17 protein-coding genes are annotated in these 17360 nt (G+C 71.1%); 8 read left to right on the plus strand and 9 right to left on the minus strand.

What is annotated here, in order from left to right; genetic code table 11:
- Positions 1-399: 399 nt before the first annotated feature.
- Positions 400-1041 (minus strand): DNA-3-methyladenine glycosylase, encoded by a 642-nt coding sequence (locus ACGFQ9_RS32840; RefSeq protein WP_393578967.1) that lies wholly within the window; start codon positions 1039-1041, stop codon positions 400-402.
- Positions 1042-1145: 104 nt separating this feature from the next.
- On the opposite strand from ACGFQ9_RS32840, the gene ACGFQ9_RS32845 reads away from it, so the two are divergent.
- The 3 genes from ACGFQ9_RS32845 (at position 1146) to ACGFQ9_RS32855 (ending at position 3156) form a co-directional block, all read left to right on the plus strand.
- Positions 1146-1928, plus strand: coding sequence for a sporulation protein (locus ACGFQ9_RS32845; RefSeq protein ID WP_393578968.1), 783 nt, complete (start codon positions 1146-1148; stop codon positions 1926-1928).
- Positions 1929-1967: 39 nt separating this feature from the next.
- Entirely contained in the window at positions 1968-2504 is a 537-nt protein-coding gene (locus ACGFQ9_RS32850; RefSeq protein ID WP_393578970.1) for a YbhB/YbcL family Raf kinase inhibitor-like protein, read from the plus strand.
- Between the two features lie 148 nt (positions 2505-2652).
- Positions 2653-3156, plus strand: coding sequence for an HNH endonuclease (locus ACGFQ9_RS32855; RefSeq protein ID WP_393578971.1), 504 nt, complete (start codon positions 2653-2655; stop codon positions 3154-3156).
- A 70-nt stretch (positions 3157-3226) separates the two neighbouring features.
- Here ACGFQ9_RS32855 and ACGFQ9_RS32860 read toward each other — a convergent pair whose 3' ends face one another.
- The 4 genes from ACGFQ9_RS32860 to ACGFQ9_RS32875 all read right to left on the minus strand — a co-directional run bounded on the left by ACGFQ9_RS32860 (position 3227) and on the right by ACGFQ9_RS32875 (position 6455).
- Entirely contained in the window at positions 3227-4015 is a 789-nt protein-coding gene (locus ACGFQ9_RS32860; protein ID WP_393578972.1) for a sulfite exporter TauE/SafE family protein, read from the minus strand.
- Positions 4016-4093: 78 nt separating this feature from the next.
- Positions 4094-5053: an SPFH domain-containing protein gene (locus ACGFQ9_RS32865; protein ID WP_393578974.1), complete on the minus strand. Its 960-nt coding sequence runs from the start codon at positions 5051-5053 to the stop codon at positions 4094-4096.
- Positions 5054-5082: 29 nt separating this feature from the next.
- Complete coding sequence (locus tag ACGFQ9_RS32870) at positions 5083-5511, minus strand: NfeD family protein (protein WP_393578975.1); 429 nt, start codon at positions 5509-5511, stop codon at positions 5083-5085.
- 149 nt (positions 5512-5660) lie between these two features.
- Positions 5661-6455 (minus strand): ABC transporter ATP-binding protein, encoded by a 795-nt coding sequence (locus ACGFQ9_RS32875; RefSeq protein ID WP_393578976.1) that lies wholly within the window; start codon positions 6453-6455, stop codon positions 5661-5663.
- 98 nt (positions 6456-6553) lie between these two features.
- Between ACGFQ9_RS32875 and ACGFQ9_RS32880 the strand changes: the two genes are divergently transcribed.
- Positions 6554-7336 (plus strand): hypothetical protein, encoded by a 783-nt coding sequence (locus ACGFQ9_RS32880; RefSeq protein ID WP_393578978.1) that lies wholly within the window; start codon positions 6554-6556, stop codon positions 7334-7336.
- Positions 7337-7463: 127 nt separating this feature from the next.
- Here the strand turns inward: ACGFQ9_RS32880 and ACGFQ9_RS32885 are convergent, their stop codons facing one another.
- The 3 genes from ACGFQ9_RS32885 to ACGFQ9_RS32895 all read right to left on the minus strand — a co-directional run bounded on the left by ACGFQ9_RS32885 (position 7464) and on the right by ACGFQ9_RS32895 (position 9688).
- Positions 7464-7709: a chaplin gene (locus ACGFQ9_RS32885; RefSeq protein ID WP_393578979.1), complete on the minus strand. Its 246-nt coding sequence runs from the start codon at positions 7707-7709 to the stop codon at positions 7464-7466.
- Positions 7710-7824: 115 nt separating this feature from the next.
- Complete coding sequence (locus tag ACGFQ9_RS32890; RefSeq protein WP_393579194.1) at positions 7825-8460, minus strand: response regulator; 636 nt, start codon at positions 8458-8460, stop codon at positions 7825-7827.
- A gap of 79 nt (positions 8461-8539) precedes the next feature.
- On the minus strand, positions 8540-9688 hold the full coding sequence (locus ACGFQ9_RS32895) for a GAF domain-containing sensor histidine kinase (RefSeq protein ID WP_393578981.1): 1149 nt from the start codon (positions 9686-9688) through the stop codon (positions 8540-8542).
- A 180-nt stretch (positions 9689-9868) separates the two neighbouring features.
- Between ACGFQ9_RS32895 and ACGFQ9_RS32900 the strand changes: the two genes are divergently transcribed.
- The 3 genes from ACGFQ9_RS32900 (at position 9869) to ACGFQ9_RS32910 (ending at position 12743) form a co-directional block, all read left to right on the plus strand.
- A complete protein-coding gene (locus tag ACGFQ9_RS32900) occupies positions 9869-10570 on the plus strand; it encodes an SDR family NAD(P)-dependent oxidoreductase (RefSeq protein WP_393578983.1) in 702 nt (233 codons plus the stop codon).
- 38 nt (positions 10571-10608) lie between these two features.
- Entirely contained in the window at positions 10609-11769 is a 1161-nt protein-coding gene (locus tag ACGFQ9_RS32905; RefSeq protein ID WP_393578984.1) for an S-adenosylmethionine:tRNA ribosyltransferase-isomerase, read from the plus strand.
- 308 nt (positions 11770-12077) lie between these two features.
- Entirely contained in the window at positions 12078-12743 is a 666-nt protein-coding gene (locus ACGFQ9_RS32910; RefSeq protein WP_393578986.1) for a transglycosylase SLT domain-containing protein, read from the plus strand.
- 147 nt (positions 12744-12890) lie between these two features.
- Here the strand turns inward: ACGFQ9_RS32910 and ACGFQ9_RS32915 are convergent, their stop codons facing one another.
- On the minus strand, positions 12891-15422 hold the full coding sequence (locus ACGFQ9_RS32915; protein ID WP_393578989.1) for an FHA domain-containing protein: 2532 nt from the start codon (positions 15420-15422) through the stop codon (positions 12891-12893).
- Between the two features lie 593 nt (positions 15423-16015).
- Between ACGFQ9_RS32915 and serB the strand changes: the two genes are divergently transcribed.
- Positions 16016-17215 (plus strand): phosphoserine phosphatase SerB, encoded by a 1200-nt coding sequence (gene serB, locus ACGFQ9_RS32920; protein ID WP_393578991.1) that lies wholly within the window; start codon positions 16016-16018, stop codon positions 17213-17215.
- Positions 17216-17360: the final 145 nt, after the last annotated feature.

The following is a 17360-nucleotide window of genomic DNA, read 5'->3' on the forward strand; positions in this document are numbered from 1 at the left end:
TCCTTTGTACTTACCCTCTCGGGCTTTCCTCCGGGCGCTTCCTTCGTTCTTGCGTTTCCGACTCTATCAGATCTTTTCGGACCCGATTTCCTCGGCGCTTTCCGGTTCCGGCACTTTCGCGCTTTTCCCTTCCGGCGGTGCCGACTCTATCAGACCTTTTCGGTTCCGATTTCCTCGGCTGCTTTCCGGGATTCGCTTTCGCTCTTTCCCTTCCGGCGACCGCTACGCTAGCGGATTTCCCTTGCGGTTCATAATCGAGCCGCCGACTTCGAATTCGGGCATGCCGAAATCGACCCCGTCAGGGTGAATCGTAGGTAGTGGTTGGCCGCTTTGGGTCTGCTGATAGCAGTGCCCCGTCTCAAGCGGCTCGGGCTACATTACGCGGCTGCCAATGCCGGGTCAAGTTGAGCGGCGGCGTGGCGAATGGGCGCGATAGGGGCTGACGGTCGGGTCGTGAGTGATCCAGAACCGGTAGGGGTGGTGGGCGCCGTCTCCGCTGACTCCGGTGCGTGGTCCGTTGCTCACCAGGTCGGACGGGGTGGGGGTGCCGGCGAGGAGGGAGAGAGGGGAGTCGGGCCCCGCACAGAGGTCCGTCCCGTCGAGGGAGCGGTCCACGTCCAGGGCGGCGGCCAGGCGGGCCGGGCCTTTGGCCAGTTCCCTCGGGCGTTTGGCGGAAAGTCGACGTTTGGCGGCCAGGTCGGCGCCCACCGTGATCTCCCCCGCCCGCAGCAGGACGCCGCTCGCGGTGTCCTTCGGACCGCACACCAGGTTCAGGCTGAACCACATGCCATAGATGAAGTAAACGTACGCGTGTCCGGGCGGGCCGAACATGGTGGCGTTCCGGGCGGTGCGGCCCCGGAAGGCATGGGAGCCCGGGTCCGCCTGGCCCTCGTACGCCTCCACCTCGGTGATGCGCAGCTCGATGGGGCCCTCCGGAGTGCGCCGGACCAGGATCCGCCCGAGCAGGTCCGGGGCGACGGTGAGGACCGGACGGTCGTAGAAGTCGCGGGTCAGGGGCGTACGGTCGGGGCGCGCGCTCATCCGGTCGAGCGTAGTGGACTCCGCGGAGCTGCAACCGGGCTCTAAGGTTCCGCGTAAGTAAGAGGTAGTCGCACATATAGAGCGCAAGCGCAGGGAGAGAGTCGATGGGGTTCAGGAAGCTGCTGGCGAGCCTGGGTGCGGGCGGGGCCTCGGTGGACACGGTCATCACCGAGCCGAACGTGGTGCCGGGCGGGATCGTGCAGGGTGAGGTGCGGATCCAGGGCGGGTCCGTCGATCAGCAGATCGAAGGGGTGTCCGTCGGGCTGCAGGCCAAGGTCGAGGTCGAGGGCGGTGACCAGGAGTACAAGCAGGACATCGTCTTCACCAAGCAGCGGCTCGGCGGGGCCTTCACGGTGCAGGCCGGGGCGCAGCACGTGGTGCCGTTCGGGCTGGAGATCCCCTGGGAGACGCCGATCACCCACTTCGCCGGGCAGCACCTGCACGGTATGAACATCGGGGTGAGCACCGAGCTGGAGATCGCGCGGGCGGTGGACGCCGGCGACCTGGACCCGATCAACGTGCACCCGGTGCCGGCGCAGCAGGCGATCCTGGACGCGTTCGGGCAGCTGGGCTTCCGGTTCCGCAGCGCGGACATGGAGCGCGGGCACATCCGGGGTACCCGGCAGCAGCTGCCGTTCTACCAGGAGATCGAGTTCCTGCCGCCGCAGCAGTACCGGGGGCTGAACCAGGTCGAGCTGACCTTCATCTCCGACGGGCGCGAGATGGACGTGGTCCTGGAGATGGACAAGAAGCCGGGGCTGTTCTCCGAGGGCAGTGACACGTACCGCTGCTTCCAGGTGGGTCTGCAGTCCTACCAGGGCACCGACTGGGCGGCGTACCTGAACCAGTGGATCGCGTCGGTCGGTTCGCAGCGCAACTGGTTCTAGGCTCGGCGGAGGACAGGTCCCCGACCAGGAGGTTCCGTAGTGAGTGAGCAGGGCAGGGCGCCCCTTCCGCACGCTTTCCACCCGCCGGTGCACGAGTTCGCGTTGGCCAGTGCCGATCTGGCGCCGGGTGCCGATCTCGGGGACGCGCAGGTGAAGTCGGGCGGGGACGTGTCCCCGCACTTGCGGTGGGAGGGGTTCCCGGAGGGGACCAAGAGCTTCGCCGTGACGTGCTTCGATCCGGACGCGCCGACGGGCAGCGGGTTCTGGCACTGGGTGCTGTTCGACATCCCGGCGTCGGTGACCGAGCTGCCGGCCGGGGCGGGCAGCGGGAAATTCGGGGGCCTGCCGCCCGGCGCGGTGCACGCGCGGAACGACTACGGCTCGAAGGACTTCGGCGGGGCGGCTCCGCCGGCCGGGGAGCGGCACCGGTACGTGTTCACCGTCTACGCGGTGGACCAGGAGACGCTGGGGCCGGACGCGGACGCGTCTCCCGCGGCCGTCGGGTTCAATCTGCGCTTCCACACGCTCGGACGCGCGCAGCTGGTCGGTGAGTACGAGGCTCCGGCCGCGGGCTGATCGTTCGCCGGGAGTTTGCCCGGTCCTGGTCTAAAGGCGACCGGGACCGGGCATTTTTAATGCGTTGTCCCGCGTGGCGTGCGCGTCCAGAGTGGTGCCGGGCCTTGCTGCCAAAGGGGTGCGGGCCTGCACACGGGAGGTGGGCGAGATGCGGGACACGCTGGTGCTGAACGCGAGCTTCGAGCCGCTGTCGACGGTGACGCTGAACCGGGCCGTCGTTCTGGTGCTGCAGGACAAGGCCGTCGTCGAGCAGTCGCATCCCGAACTCCGTGTGCGTGCGGCCGCGGTGGATCTGCCGATGCCCCGGGTGATCAGGCTGTGCAGGTACGTGCGGGTGCCCTTCCGAAGACATGCTCCGTGGTCGCGGAGGGGGGTGCTGGTCCGGGACCAGCACCGGTGCGCGTACTGCGGGAAGCGGGCGACCACCGTGGACCACGTGCTGCCGAAGGCGCAGGGCGGCGGGGACACCTGGCTGAACACGGTGGCGTCGTGCGCGGAGGACAACCACCGCAAGGCGGCGCGGACTCCGGAGGAGGCGGGGATGCCGCTGTTGCGCAAACCGTTCGTGCCGACTCCGGCGGACGCGCTGGTCGCCGCGCTGGGGCTGGGCGGCCGGGACGCCCTGCCCGAGTGGCTCCCCCAGTCCGCCTGACCTTCGCGTCTCCTCTGTCGTGGGCCCGTTCCGCTCCTGCGGGGCGGGCCCATTTCGTGCGGGCGTCGGGTCAGCGGAGGAGGAGCTGGGCGATGGCGACGAGGCCGACGACGACGATGACGGCGCGGAGCGCGGTCGGCGGGAGGCGGCGGCCGATCTTGGCGCCGATCTGGCCGCCGAGGGTGGAGCCGACGGCGATGAGCAGGACGGCGGTCCAGTCGAAGTCGGCGACGAACAGGAAGAAGAGGGCGGCGATGCCGTTGACGAGGGCGGCGAGCACGTTCTTGACGGCGTTGATCCGCTGCAGGTCGTCGTGGAGGAGAAGGCCCATCAGGCCGATGTAGAGCACGCCCTGGGCGGCGCCGAAGTAGCCGCCGTAGGCACTGGCGAGCAGCATGCCGGCGTGCAGGGCCGGGCCTCCGTCGGGGTCGCCCTTGCCGGCGCCGGTGTTCTCCTGGCGTTCGCGGAGGGCCTTGGCGAGCCTGGGCTGGAAGATGACGAGGACCAGGGCGAGTCCGATGAGGACCGGGACGATGGTGTCGAAGGACTCGCTGGGCAGGGTGGTGAGCAGGATCGCGCCGGCGAGTCCGCCGATGAGGGTGGTGACGGCCAGGCGGCGCACCCGGCGGCCCTGGCCCTGGAGTTCCTTGCGGTAGCCGATGGCTCCGCTTATGGATCCGGGGACCAGGCCCAGGGTGTTGGAGACGTTGGCGGTGACCGGCGGGAGCCCGGTGGCGAGCAGGACCGGGAAGGTGATCAGGGTGCCGGAACCGACGATGGTGTTGATCGTGCCGGCGCCGATGCCGGCGGCGAAGACCGCGACTGATTCCCAGAGGGAGTCGTGGATGGACAATGCCATCTCCTTCGGATCAGTGAGTCGCCTCCCCGCCGTGAGGGTCGAGGGGCCTCACCGATCATCCCGGAGCCGGTGGGCGGGTCAGTCGATGGGGGGCTGTTCGCGTCGCCCGCCGTTGTCGCCGTTCGCGCCGGCCTGCTTGGGCAGTGAGGCAGAACCGCCGCCCGTGGGGCCGAAGTTGCCGATGGCGCCGGAGAGGCCCTTGAGGGCGTCGCCGATCTCGCTGGGCACGATCCAGAGCTTGTTGGCGTCGCCTTCGGCGATCTTCGGGAGCATCTGGAGGTACTGGTAGGAGAGCAGCTTCTGGTCCGGGTCGCCGGCGTGGATCGCCTCGAAGACCGTGCGGACGGCCTGGGCCTCGCCCTCGGCGCGCAGGGCGGCGGCCTTGGCCTCACCCTCGGCGCGGAGGATGGCGGACTGCTTCTCGCCCTCGGCCTTGAGGATCTCGGACTGGCGGACGCCCTCGGCCTGGAGGATGGAGGCGCGCTTGTCGCGGTCGGCGCGCATCTGCTTCTCCATCGAGTCCTGGATGGAGGTCGGCGGGTCGATGGCCTTGAGTTCGACGCGGTTGACGCGGATGCCCCACTTGCCGGTGGCCTCGTCGAGCACTCCGCGCAGGGCCGCGTTGATCTCCTCGCGGGAGGTGAGGGTCCGCTCCAGGTCCATGCCGCCGATGATGTTGCGGAGGGTGGTGACGGTGAGCTGCTCGATGGCCTGGATGTAGCTGGCGACTTCGTAGGTGGCGGCGCGGGCGTCGGTCACCTGGTAGTAGATGACGGTGTCGATGTTGACGACCAGGTTGTCCTGGGTGATCACCGGCTGCGGCGGGAACGGGACGACCTGTTCGCGGAGGTCGATCCGGTTGCGGATCGAGTCGATGAACGGGACGACGATGTTGAGGCCCGCGTTGAGGGTGCGGGTGTAGCGGCCGAACCGCTCGACGATGGCGGCGCTGGCCTGCGGGATCACCTGGATCGTCTTGACCAGTGCGATGAAGACCAGCACCACCAGAATGACCAGGACGATGATGATCGGTTGCATGCGGTTCCCCGTGCCCTTCTGGCTGTCTGTTACATGACGACGGCGGTGGCGCCGTCGATCTCGACCACGTCGACCTGCTGGCCGGGTTCGTAGCTGAGCCCCGAGTCGAGGCTGCGGGCGGACCAGACCTCGCCGGCGAGTTTGATGCGCCCGCCGCTCCCGTCGACCCGTTCCAGGACGACGGCGCTCCGGCCCTTCAGCGCGTCGATCCCGCTGCGGTGCTGGGGGCGTTGGTCGCGGTGCCGGTTGGCGATCGGACGGACGACGGCCAGGAGCGCGACCGACACGATCACGAAGACGAGGACCTGCGCGACGATGCCGCCGCCGAGGGCGGCCGTGATCGCGGCGGCGACGGCGCCGGCCGCGAACATACCGAATTCCGGCATGGCGGTGAGGACCAGCGGGATGCCGAGTCCGACCGCGCCGACGAGCCACCACACCCATGCGTCGATGTCCACATGGTCATGGTAGGTCGGGCGGGCGCGGTCGGGACAGGGTACGAGGGTCCCGGGCAGGGTGAACTGGCGTGCGCGGGACGGTTTCTGACGTGTCGGCGCCGGTGTGCCGGCACGTGTGTGCCGGCATCTGTGCGGTGGCGCCGGGGCCGTCAGCGCAGCGGCAGGCCCTGGGCGGTCCAGCGGTCGTGCTCGTTGCGCTCGACGACCAGCGGGAGCCCGAAGCACAGCGAGAGGTTGCGGGAGGTCAGTTCGAGGTCGATGGGGCCGGCGGTGACGACCTTGCCCTGGCGGATCATGAGGACGTGGGTGAAGCCGGGCGCGATCTCCTCGACGTGGTGGGTGACCATGATCATGGAGGGGGCCAGCGGGTCGCGGGCGAGCCGGCCGAGGCGGCGTACGAGGTCCTCGCGGCCGCCGAGGTCGAGGCCGGCCGCGGGCTCGTCGAGGAGCAGCAGCTCGGGGTCGGTCATCAGGGCGCGGGCGATCAGGGTGCGCTTGCGCTCGCCCTCGGAGAGGGTGCCGAACTTGCGGTCGAGGTAGGGGGTCATGCCGAGGCGGTCGAGGAAGGCGCGGGCGCGCTGCTCGTCGACCTCCTCGTACTCCTCGTGCCAGGTGGCCGTCATGCCGTAGGCGGCGGTGAGGACGGTCTGCAGGACCGTCTGGCGCTTGGGGAGCTTGTCGGCCATGGCGATGCCGGCCATGCCGATGCGGGGGCGCAGCTCGAAGACGTCCACCTTGCCGAGGGTGGAGCCGAGGATGGTGCTGGTGCCCTTGGTGGGGTAGAGGTAGCTGGAGGCGACGTTGAGCAGGGTGGTCTTCCCGGCGCCGTTCGGCCCGAGGATCACCCAGCGCTCTCCCTCCTTGACCGACCAGGAGATCTGGTCCACCAGAGCCCGGCCCTCGCGGACCACGGATACGTCCACCAGCTCCAGAACGTCGCTCATGAGGTTGTTGTCTCCCCTTGCAGTCTTGGTCTCACCGCGCCGGTGGGCGCAGCCCCAGGGAAAACCTACGCCACTCGTGAGGTCCGTAAGGTGGGGGGATGCTGATCGAACCACGTTCAGGGCGGCTGGCCGCCTGGGGGAACGCATTGCTGGCCGGTCTGGTCTCGCCCGACGAGGCGGCGCTGTCGATCGTGGGCGGGGACTCGGTGCACCGAGTGTCGGGGCTGCCGGGCGAGGCGGGTCCGGTGGGGCTGACGCTGGCGCTGGGGCGGCTGCGGGCGATGGGGGTGTCGGGGCTGCGGGTGGCTCTGCCGGCTCCTGGGCATCCCCTGGGGCTGAGCGGTCCGCCGGAGTTCAATGCGAAGGCGCTGGAGGCGGAGGAGGCGGTGGTCTGCACGGGGGCCGCGTTCGGTCTGGTGCCGGCGGTTTCCGAGGCCGGGCCCGAGGGTGACCTGCACGTGTCGGTGCTGTGGGAGTGTCTGCCGGTGCGCGCGGCGCCGCCCGCGGACGTGCCTTCGCTGGGCGAGGCGGAGCGGGAGCTGGCGGAGGCGCTGCGGGAGGCGACGGTGACGCTGACCCGGCTGGACGTGGCGGCCTCGGGTCCGGTGGCGGAGGCCGCGCTGGACGCGTACCGGGCGAGGGCGGAGGCGGGCCGTGAGGTGCTGGCTCCGGGGTACCCGCCGCGGGCCGTCCGGGTGCTGGAGCTGGCACAGCGGATCGGGATGCTGGTGGGCATGGCGTACGAGCACGGGCACGGCGGGGCGGTGTCGGCCTCGGAGATGCAGGCGCGGGCGTTCGCGCTGCGGCCGGTGGAGCGGGTGGCCCGGCGGGCGCAGGTGGCGGCGTACAACGCGTACGTGGAGGAGCAGCAGCGCGGTTAGCCGTCCGGTCCGCGGCGGGCGCGGGTGGGAACGGACCGGCCCCGCCTCCCGGGGAGAGTCGTGGGAGGCGGGGCCGGAGCCGGGCGGCCGGCCGCGCGGGGGGCGGCGGGCCCGGAGGGGGAAGGCGTCAGTCGTTGACGGCGGTGTTGCCCCAGGCGCCGTTGAGCAGGCCGATCACGCTGACGGAGTTGCCGACCACGTTCACCGGTACGTGCACAGGGAGCTGCACCAGGTTGCCGGAGGCGACGCCGGGCGAACCGACGGCCTGGCCGTCGGCCTGCGCGCCACCGTGGGCCGCGGAGACACCGGCGGCGGCGGCGACCAGACCGCCCGCGATCGCGGTGACGGCAGCGGCCTTCTTCAGGTTCTTCACTTTCACAGCCTCCATGAGCGTTCGCCGCGGCCGTCCGCCGCGACACGCCTTGGAGAACGCCGGAACCCCGGCCCGGATACGCCATGTGGGCGACATACACCCGACGGTATGAATCTCAGTCCGTAGCGTTACCGGTCCGGACGGCCCAGAGCGCGGCCTGGGTGCGGTCCGCCAGGTCGAGCTTCATGAGGATGTTCGAGACGTGGGTCTTGACGGTCTTCTCGGAGAGCACCAGCGCGCGGGCGATCTCCCGGTTGGAGCGGCCGTCGGCGATCAGCGCGAGGACCTCGCGTTCGCGGTCGGTGAGGGTGGAGCCGCGGGTCGGGGCGGGCGGCTGCTGCTCGTCCTCGGAGAGCAGGGCGAGGGCGACCTCGTGCTGGAGCAGCACGTGGCCGGCGTGGACGGAGCGGATGGCGGCGGCCAGGGCGTCGGGGTCGATGTCCTTGTAGACGTATCCGGCCGCGCCCGCTCGGAGTGCGGGGACCACGGTCCGCTGCTCGGTGAAGCTGGTGACGATCAGGACGCGGGCCGGGTTCTCCAGCTCGCGCAGCCGGCGCAGGGCGTCGATGCCGTCCAGGCCGGGCATCTTGACGTCCATCAGGATCACGTCCGGGCGGAGTTCCTCGGCACGGTCGATGCCGGCCTGTCCGTCCGCCGCCTCGCCGACCACGTCGATGTCGTCCTGGATCTCCAGGAAGGTGCGCAGTCCGCGCCGTACCACCTGGTGGTCGTCGACCAGCAGGACCTGGATCCGGCCCGTCCGGCCGGTCTGGCTGGCCTGGCTGGCCTGGGTGCTGTGGGTGCTCTGGGCGCTGTGGCTGTTCCGGTCGTCAGACACCCGGGACCTCCATCTCGATCGTGGTGCCCGCGCCGGGCTCCGAGTGCACGGTGAGCCGGCCGCCGGCGCCGCTCGCACGGTCGCGCATGGAGACCAGTCCGAGGTGGCGGCCGGACCGCCGGACCGCCGTGGGGTCGAAGCCGGTGCCGTCGTCGCTGACCTTGAGGACGACACGGCCACTGCCGTCACGGGAGAGGGTGACGGACACCTTCGCGGCGTCGGCGTGACGCAGGGCGTTGTGCAGGGCCTCCTGCGCGACCCGGAGCAGGGCTTCCTCCTGGGCGCGCGGCAGGGCCTTCACGCCTTCGCTGGTGAAGACCACCCGGGCCCGGTGCGCACGGTCGAGGACCCGGACCTGGTTGCGGAGGGTGGCGACGAGCCCGTCCTCGTCGAGGGCGGCGGGGCGGAGCTCGACCACGGCGGCGCGGAGCTCGTCGGCGGCCTCGGCCGCGAGCACGGTGACCTGGTGCAGTTCCTCCTTGGCGCGGGCCGGGTCGCGGTCGACGAGGGCGGCGGCGGCCTGGGCGGTGAGCCGGAGGGAGAACAGCTTCTGGGCGACCGCGTCGTGCAGCTCGTGCGCCAGCCGGGAACGCTCCTCGGCGATGGTGAGCTCGCGGCTGCGTTCGTAGAGGCGGGCGTTGGTGAGGGCGATCGCGGCGTGCTGGGCGAGGATGCCGAGGACCGTCTCGTCCTCCTCGGTGAAGCCGCAGCCGCCGGGGCGGGGGCAGACCTTGTTGGCGAGGAAGAGGGCGCCGAGGATCTCGTCGCCGTCGCGGATCGGCAGGCCGAGGAAGTCGGACATCTCGGGGTGTGCGGAGGGCCAGCCCTCGAAGCGGGGGTCCTGCCGTACGTCGGCCAGCCGCTCGACGCCCGGCGAGTGGAGCATCGAGGCGAGGATGCCGTGCTGGCGGGGCAGCGGGCCGATCCGGCGCCACTGCTCGTCGCTGATGCCGTCGACCACGAACTGGGCGAAGCCGCCGTGGTCGTCGGGGACTCCGAGGGCGGCGTACTCCGCGCCGAGGAGCTCCCGGGCCGAGACGACGATCGTCTGCAGGACGTCGCGGACCTCGAGCCGGCGGCTCATGGCGAGCAGCGCGGCACTGACGGCGGCCAGGCCGGTGCGTTCCGGTCCGTTGTGCATGTGATCACCGTACCGGGGTGGCTGACCTGCGGGATCGGGCTGGAGGACTAGGTCCTGCGGGTGCCGGTGGTAGGGCGAAGGGCGGGGCCGGCCCGGTCCCGGCGGCCGAGGTGCCGGGGGCGGCCCGGTTCCTACGTTGGGGGCATCGATCCGGAGAACGGAAGGAAGGCGGGAGCGGCCATGGCGGTGGCGATCGTGACGGGGGCTTCGCGGGGGCTGGGCCGGGCGCTGGCCGGGGAGCTGGCGGGGCGCGGCTGGGACGTGGTGGTGGGGGCGAGGGATGCGGGGGCCCTGAAGGAGCTCGCGGACCGGCCGGGTGCGGGGGGCCGGGTGGTGGCGGTGGCCGGGGACGTGTCCTCGGCGGCGTACCGGGCGGAGCTGGTGGCGGCGGCGCGGCAGCTGGGCGGGCTGGACCTGCTGGTGAACAACGCGGCGGTGCTGGGGGCGGAGCCGCTGGTGCCGCTGGCGGAGCACGCGCTGGAGGGGTTCCGGCACGCGCTGGAGGTGAACCTGGTGGCGCCGCTGGGTCTGGTCCAGGAGGCGCTGCCGCTGTTGCGGGCATCGGACCGGGCTGCGGTGCTCAACCTCAGCTCGGACGCGGCGGTGGTGGCGTACGCGACGTGGGGGGCGTACGGGGCGACCAAGGCGGGGGTGGACCTGCTGTCCGGGGCGCTGGCGGTGGAGGAGCCGGGGCTGCGGGTGTGGTGGGCGGATCCGGGGTCGATGGCGACGCGGATGATGGCGGCGGCGGAGCCCGGGGAGGACCTCACGGGGCTGCCGGCACCCGAGGAGGTGGCGCCGGTGCTGCTGCGGCTGGTGGAGGAGGGGCTGCCGAGCGGGCGGTACACGGCGGAGGGGCTCGCGGCGGGGGGCTCGAAGTGAGAGCGCACCCCTCTTATACGGAGCAGTCTCCTCATATAGTGCGCTCTCCCTATATAAGGGACATACCTCCGGAACTTTCGGCCCGCGTCCCGGCCGAGCAGCGGGGGCCGGGCTTGGGCCGGGACTCCGTACGGCTGCTGGTGTCCCGGGGGACGGAGGTCTCGCTGCACGGGTTCCGCGAGCTGCCGGGGTTGCTGCGGGCCGGGGACGTCCTGGTGGTGAACACCTCGGCGACCCTGCCGGCCGCGGTGGACGGGCGGGTGGCCGGCGCGGCCGGGGAGGAGCGGATCGTCGTCCACTTCTCGACGCGCGGGGACGACGGCCGGTGGGCGGTGGAGCTTCGGGACCCGTGGGGGCACCTTCCGAGGGGGACAGGGGGAGGCGCGGGCACGACCCGGCCGCGGCCCGGCGGCCCCGCGGGGGCGGTGGTGGAGCTGCCGGACGGGCTGCGCCTGGTGCTGGAGGAGCCGCTGGCGCCGGGGGCGGACCGGCTGTGGTGGGCGCGGGCGTGGGGAGCGGCCGGGATCGAGGGGGCGTACGGGGCAGTGGGGGGCTACGGGGCGGGGAGTGCGCGCGGGGTGTACGAGGTGATGCGGCGGCACGGGCGGCCGATCCGGTACGCCTACACGGAGCGGGACCAGCCGCTGTCGGCGTACCAGACGGTGTTCGCGGTGGCGGCCGCGGACGGTTCGGGCTCGGCGGAGATGCCGAGTGCGGCGCGGCCCTTCACCGCGGAGCTGGTGGCGCGGCTGGTGAGCCGGGGCGTGCAGTTCGCCCCGCTGACCCTGCACACCGGGGTGGCGTCGGCGGAGGCGCACGAGCCGCCGTACCCGGAACGGTTCGAGGTGCCGGAGGCCACGGCCCGCCTGGTCAACGCCGCCAGGGCGGGCGGGGGCCGGGTGCTGGCCGTGGGGACCACGGCGGTGCGGGCGCTGGAGTCGGCGGCCGACCGCGCGGGGGTGGTCCGGGCGGCCCGGGGCTGGACGGACCTGGTGGTGACTCCGGAGCGCGGGGTGCGGGTGGTGGACGGGCTGCTGACCGGGCTGCACGAGCCGGCGGCCTCGCATCTGCTGATGCTGGAGGCGGTCGCCGGGAGGGCCGCGGTGGAGCGCGGGTACGCCGAGGCGGTGGCCCGTCTCTGCCTCTGGCACGAGTTCGGGGACGTCCACCTGCTACTCCAGGAGGAGGACAGTCACTGATTGCATTGCTGATGCAACGCATGGTGAGACTGTTACGGGTCCGATGTGAGCCCGCGCATAGGACCCACATCACTTACGAACGCCGGTAGTGGATGAGTAAAGACGCCATCAGGGCCGCTCAGAGCCGCACTCATGGCGAAATGGCAGGGCTTGTCGGGGCCCCTGATCCACTACCCGGCTTCGTACGTCACACCTTTGCCACAGGATTTTGCCGCCGCTAAGAATGGCTGCCGTCGCACAGCGCCGCTGGATCCCGGATCCGCGTGGCGCTTTCCTGCGGCCCCCCGCTCTTCGTAAAGGTGTGCTCCATGTCTGCGTCCAGCTATGCCGGTCTCAAGCGTCTGACCAAGGCCCACAAGATGTCGATCGCCGGCGTCGCCGCGCTCAGCACCGCTGCCCTCGCCTTCTCCCTCGTCCCCGGTGGGGTCGAGGAGGCCCGGGCCGTCAGCACGGCCCCGGTCGCCATGGAGCAGGTCGTGGCCGCCGCCCACACCAAGAGCCTCGCCGACCAGGCCCTCGCCCAGAAGGCCTTCGCCGTGAAGGCCAAGGCCAAGGCGGACGCCGACGCCAAGGCCAAGGCCGAGGCCGCAGCGAAGAAGGCCCGCGCCGAGAAGGAGGCGGCCAGCCGTGGCGCCGTTCGCACTCCGGTCTTCGCGAACAACCTGGACGGCTGGATCAAGGAAGCCCTCTGGATCATGAAGAAGGAAGGCATCCCCGGCACCTACGCCGGCATCCACAAGAACATCATGCGCGAGTCCAGCGGCAACCCGCGCGCGATCAACAACTGGGACATCAACGCCCAGAACGGCATCCCCAGCAAGGGTCTGCTGCAGGTCATCTACCCGACCTTCAAGGCGTACCACGTCAAGGGCACCAAGTTCGACCAGTACGACCCGGTCGCCAACATCGTCGCCGCGTGCAACTACGCCGCCGACCGCTACGGCTCGATGGACAACGTCAACAGCGCCTACTGACGGGCACTGGACACCTGCGGCTCCTGCCGCAGCACCGGCCGCACGGCCGCGCACACCCCCACGCGCCGCAGGGCGGCACCCGGAGTCCGGGTGCCGCCCTGCGGCGTTGGTGCGCGTCGTGCGTGCCCCTGGGGGCCTGCACGGGTCTTACTTGCGCATGACCTCGGGCTCGTGGCGGCGCAGCAGGCGCGCGACCGCGAAACCGCAGGCGACACCCATGAGCAGCAGGACCATGATGTCCAGCGTCCACTGGCCGGCCGTGGCCTCCCACAGCGGGTCGAGGTTGCTGGGGTCCTTCTTGTCCCACGGCGGCATGAGGTGGGCCAGGTCCAGGGTGGTGCCGGCCGCGGCGACGGCCCAGCGGGACGGCATCAGCCAGGCGAACTGCTCCAGGCCCGGGGAGTCGTACACCTGGAAGAGGATTCCGGTGAACACGACCTGGACGATCGCGAACATGACCAGCAGCGGCATGGTCTTCTCGGCGGTCTTCACCAGCGAGGAGATCACCAGGCCGAACATCATCGAGGTGAAGCCGAGGACGATCACCGAAAGGCAGAGCTCGACGGCCGGGTTCATGAACAGGCCCTCCGCGGGCAGCTCGCGCGGGGCGAAGCCGATACCGCAGATGATCACGCCCTGGATGGCCGTGATGAGGCCGAGGACGATCACCTTCGACATGAGGTACGCCGACCGGGAGAGGCCGGTCGCGCGCTCGCGTTCGTAGATGACCCGTTCCTTGATCAGCTCACGGACCGAATTGGCGGCACCGGAGAAGCACATGCCGATCACGAGGATCAGCATGATCGTGCCGGCGTCGCCGTTGAACTTCGACGGCGGCGTCGGCGGGGCCAGGCCGAAGTCGGCCGGGATCACGATGGAGACCACGCCCAGCACGGCGGGGAGGATCAGCATCAGGCCCATGAAGCCCTTGTCGGACGCGATCACCGAGGCGTAGCGGCGCATCAGGGTCCACAGCTGGTCGCCCCAGCCCTGCGCCTTCTTCGGGTTCAGCTGCTGCGGCGAGGGCATGGTGACCGACTGCGGGGCCTGCGCGTCCAGGTCGGCGGCGTAGAGCTGGTAGTGCTGCGAGCCCTTCCAGCGGCCGGCCCAGTCGTAGTCGCGGTAGTTCTCGAAGGCCGAGAACACGTCCGCCCAGGTCTGGTAGCCGAAGAAGTTCAGCGCCTCGTCCGGCGGGCCGAAATACGCGACCGAACCGCCCGGGGCCATCACCAGCAGCTTGTCGCAGAGCGACAGCTCGGCGACGGAGTGCGTGACCACCAGGACCGTGCGGCCGTCGTCGGCGAGCCCGCGCAGCAGCTGCATGACGTCGCGGTCCATGCCCGGGTCGAGGCCGGAGGTGGGCTCGTCCAGGAAGATCAGCGACGGCTTGGTGAGCAGCTCCAGGGCCACCGAGACGCGCTTGCGCTGGCCGCCGGAGAGCGCGGTGATCTTCTTGTCCTTGTGGATGTCGAGCTTGAGCTCGCGCAGGACCTCGTCGATGCGGGCGGCACGCTCGGACTCGGCGGTGTCGCCGGGGAAGCGCAGCTTGGCCGCGTACTTGAGGGCCGTCGCGACCTTCAGCTCCTTGTGCAGGATGTCGTCCTGCGGGACCAGGCCGATGCGCTGGCGGAGCTCCGCGAACTGCTTGTACAGGTTGCGGTTGTCGTAGAGGACGTCACCCTGGTCGGCGGGGCGGTAGCCGGTGAGCGCCTTGAGGAGCGTCGACTTGCCGGAGCCGGACGGGCCGATGACGCCGATCAGCGACTTCTCCGGAACGCCGAAGGTGACGTCCTTGAGGATCTGCTTGCCGCCGTCGACGGTGACGGTGAGGTGGCGGGCCGAGAAGGAGACGTCACCGGTGTCGACGAACTCCTCGAGGCGGTCGCCGACGATCCGGAAGGTGGAGTGGCCGACGCCGACGATGTCGTTCGGGCCGAGCTGTGCGCTGCCGGACTTCGGCAGCGCCTGGCCGTTGACGTAGGTGCCGTTGTGGCTGCCGAGGTCGTGGATCTCGAAGCGTCCGCCGGTGGCGCGGAACTCCGCGTGGTGGCGCGAGACCTGGAGGTCGGAGACGACCAGCTCGTTGTCCAGCGCACGACCGATCCGCATCACGCGGCCGACGGCGATCTGGTGGAAGGTCGTCGGGCTGCGGTCGGCGTAGCCGCCGCCGTGGCCACCGGCGGCCGGACCCTGGGCGGCGGGGCGGTGGCCCTGCTGCTGGGGCACGTGCGGCTGCTGGTAGGCCTGCGGCTGCTGCTGGTGCTGGTGCTGTTGGTGTGCCTGCGGCGCCTGCTGGGCGTACGCGTCGTGCGCCTGCGGGGCCTGCTGCTGGGCGCCGGGCCAGGCGGCGGCCTGGTGCGCAGCCTGGTGCTGCTGCGGGGCGGCGGCCGCGGCCGCGGCGGGCGCGGCGGCGGAGGTGAAATCGAGCCGCGGGCCGTCGTTGGCGTTGCCGAGGTGCACCGGCGTGCCCGGTGTGATCTCGGTGTGCTGGACCCTGGTTCCGCGCACATAGGTGCCGTTGGTGCTGCCGTGGTCCTCGATCGCCCAACCCCGGCCGTTCCAGGTGATGGTGGCGTGCCGCCACGAGACGCGGGCGTCGTCGATCACCACGTCACCCTGGGGGTCGCGCCCCAGTGTGTACGACCTGGACGCGTCGAGGGTCCAGGTCCTTCCGTTCAATTCCAGTACGAGTTCCGGCACTCCAGCCCCACTTGTTGTCCCCCGAGAGATCCCCCTGCGTCAGGGAGTCTAGGGATCGCGAACATCCGGGGGAACTATTCCAGGCCCGCGCGCACAAGTGGAATCCGGGCCTTGTTGACGCCGGCGAAAGACACCCGGACAGTGCGATAGGGGACTTCTCGCGTCCCGCGCCCCGGCTGCAACCGCCGAAGCGGCCCCGGACGTCACTCCCTTGGGAACCCCACCGGTGGGCGCGCGGGCGGGGCAGGGCTGTTCCGGCAGGGCCGGAGCCGGACCGGCCCTCGGCGGAGCCTGCCGGAACGCTGCCCCGGGCCCCGTCGCCTGCGGAACCCGACGGATCCCGACGGATCCCGACGGATCCCGGGGAGGTCACGGTCACAACCCGGTCCTGACCTGTTCGCCACGACCCGGTCCTGACCGGTTCGCGGGGTGAGCGCGGCAGGAAAGGGGGAGGTGCCGGGCATGGCACCGGGGCGTGTGGGCCAAGGGGTGGGCCAAGGGTGGGGGCTCGGGCGACGAGGGGTGAGACGGGGTGACCACTCCGCGGGCGGACGGGATACGGTGAGCGGACCATGAGCGCTTCGCAGACCTTCGACGTCCCCACCCTCCTCGTCAAGATCTTCGGCAAGGACCGTCCCGGGATCACCGCCGGGCTGTTCGACACCCTTGCCGCCTACTCGGTCGACGTGATCGACATCGAGCAGGTGGTCACCCGTGGCCGCATCGTGCTGTGCGCCCTCGTCACCAAGCCGGCCGCCGGCTTCGAGGGCGAGCTGCGGGCCACCGTGCACAGCTGGGCGGAGTCCCTGAAGCTGCAGGCCGAGATCATCTCGGGCACCGGTGACAACCGGCCGCGTGGCAGCGGGCGCTCCCTGGTGACCGTACTGGGCCACCCCCTCACCGCCGAGTCGACGGCCGCCATCGCCGCCCGGATCACCTCGACCGGCGGCAACATCGACCGTATCTTCCGTCTCGCCAAGTACCCGGTGACCGCGGTGGAGTTCGCCGTGTCGGGTGCCGAGACCGAGCCGCTGCGGACCGCGCTGGCCACCGAGGCCGCGCAGATCGGCGTGGACGTGGCCGTGGTGTCGGCCGGGCTGCACCGGCGGGCGCAGCGGCTGGTGGTGATGGACGTGGACTCCACCCTGATCCAGGACGAGGTCATCGAGCTGTTCGCGGCGCACGCGGGCTGCGAGGAGCAGGTGGCCGAGGTGACGGCCCGGGCGATGCGCGGCGAGCTGGACTTCGAGCAGTCGCTGCACGCCCGGGTGGCCCTGCTGGAGGGCCTGGACGCCTCCGTGGTGGACAAGGTGCGGTCCGAGGTCCGGCTGACGCCCGGCGCCCGCACCCTGGTGCGGACGCTGAAGCGGCTCGGCTACCAGGTGGGTGTGGTGTCCGGCGGGTTCACGCAGGTGACGGACGATCTGCAGGAGCGGCTCGGGCTGGACTTCGCCTCGGCGAACACGCTGGAGATCGTGGACGGGAAGCTGACCGGCCGGGTCACCGGCGAGATCGTGGACCGGGCCGGGAAGGCCCGGCTGCTGCGCCGGTTCGCCGCGGAGGCGGGTGTGCCGCTGGCGCAGACGGTGGCGATCGGCGACGGGGCCAACGATCTGGACATGCTGAACGCCGCGGGCCTGGGTGTGGCCTTCAACGCCAAGCCCGTGGTGCGGGAGGCGGCCCACACCGCCGTGAACGTGCCCTTCCTCGACGCCGTGCTGTACCTGCTGGGGATCACCCGGGAGGAAGTGGAAGCAGCCGATCTGGCCTGATAATCCAGACTGCGCCCGCCGGAACATCCGGCGGGCGCTTTTTTGTTTCAGGCCACTTGAGGCCAACCTGGAGCTAGCGCTCGAACCTCGCAGATGCAAGGCAGTTCTCGGACGTCCATAGGCTGATACAACCCTACTGGGGACA

It is taken from the genome of Streptomyces sp. NPDC048603, assembly GCF_043199475.1.
Taxonomy (GTDB): domain Bacteria; phylum Actinomycetota; class Actinomycetes; order Streptomycetales; family Streptomycetaceae; genus Streptomyces.

What these genes read in the sequence shown, in the direction of transcription:
- ACGFQ9_RS32840 (WP_393578967.1), bottom strand. Translation starts at nt 1,041, where the DNA reads ATGAGCGCGCGCCCCGACCGTACGCCCCTGACCCGCGACTTCTACGAC.
- ACGFQ9_RS32845 (WP_393578968.1), top strand. Translation starts at nt 1,146, where the DNA reads ATGGGGTTCAGGAAGCTGCTGGCGAGCCTGGGTGCGGGCGGGGCCTCG.
- ACGFQ9_RS32855 (WP_393578971.1), top strand. Translation starts at nt 2,653, where the DNA reads ATGCGGGACACGCTGGTGCTGAACGCGAGCTTCGAGCCGCTGTCGACG.
- ACGFQ9_RS32860 (WP_393578972.1), bottom strand. Translation starts at nt 4,015, where the DNA reads ATGGCATTGTCCATCCACGACTCCCTCTGGGAATCAGTCGCGGTCTTC.
- ACGFQ9_RS32865 (WP_393578974.1), bottom strand. Translation starts at nt 5,053, where the DNA reads ATGCAACCGATCATCATCGTCCTGGTCATTCTGGTGGTGCTGGTCTTC.
- ACGFQ9_RS32875 (WP_393578976.1), bottom strand. Translation starts at nt 6,455, where the DNA reads ATGAGCGACGTTCTGGAGCTGGTGGACGTATCCGTGGTCCGCGAGGGC.
- ACGFQ9_RS32880 (WP_393578978.1), top strand. Translation starts at nt 6,554, where the DNA reads ATGCTGATCGAACCACGTTCAGGGCGGCTGGCCGCCTGGGGGAACGCA.
- ACGFQ9_RS32895 (WP_393578981.1), bottom strand. Translation starts at nt 9,688, where the DNA reads ATGCACAACGGACCGGAACGCACCGGCCTGGCCGCCGTCAGTGCCGCG.
- ACGFQ9_RS32900 (WP_393578983.1), top strand. Translation starts at nt 9,869, where the DNA reads ATGGCGGTGGCGATCGTGACGGGGGCTTCGCGGGGGCTGGGCCGGGCG.
- ACGFQ9_RS32910 (WP_393578986.1), top strand. Translation starts at nt 12,078, where the DNA reads ATGTCTGCGTCCAGCTATGCCGGTCTCAAGCGTCTGACCAAGGCCCAC.
- serB (WP_393578991.1), top strand. Translation starts at nt 16,016, where the DNA reads ATGAGCGCTTCGCAGACCTTCGACGTCCCCACCCTCCTCGTCAAGATC.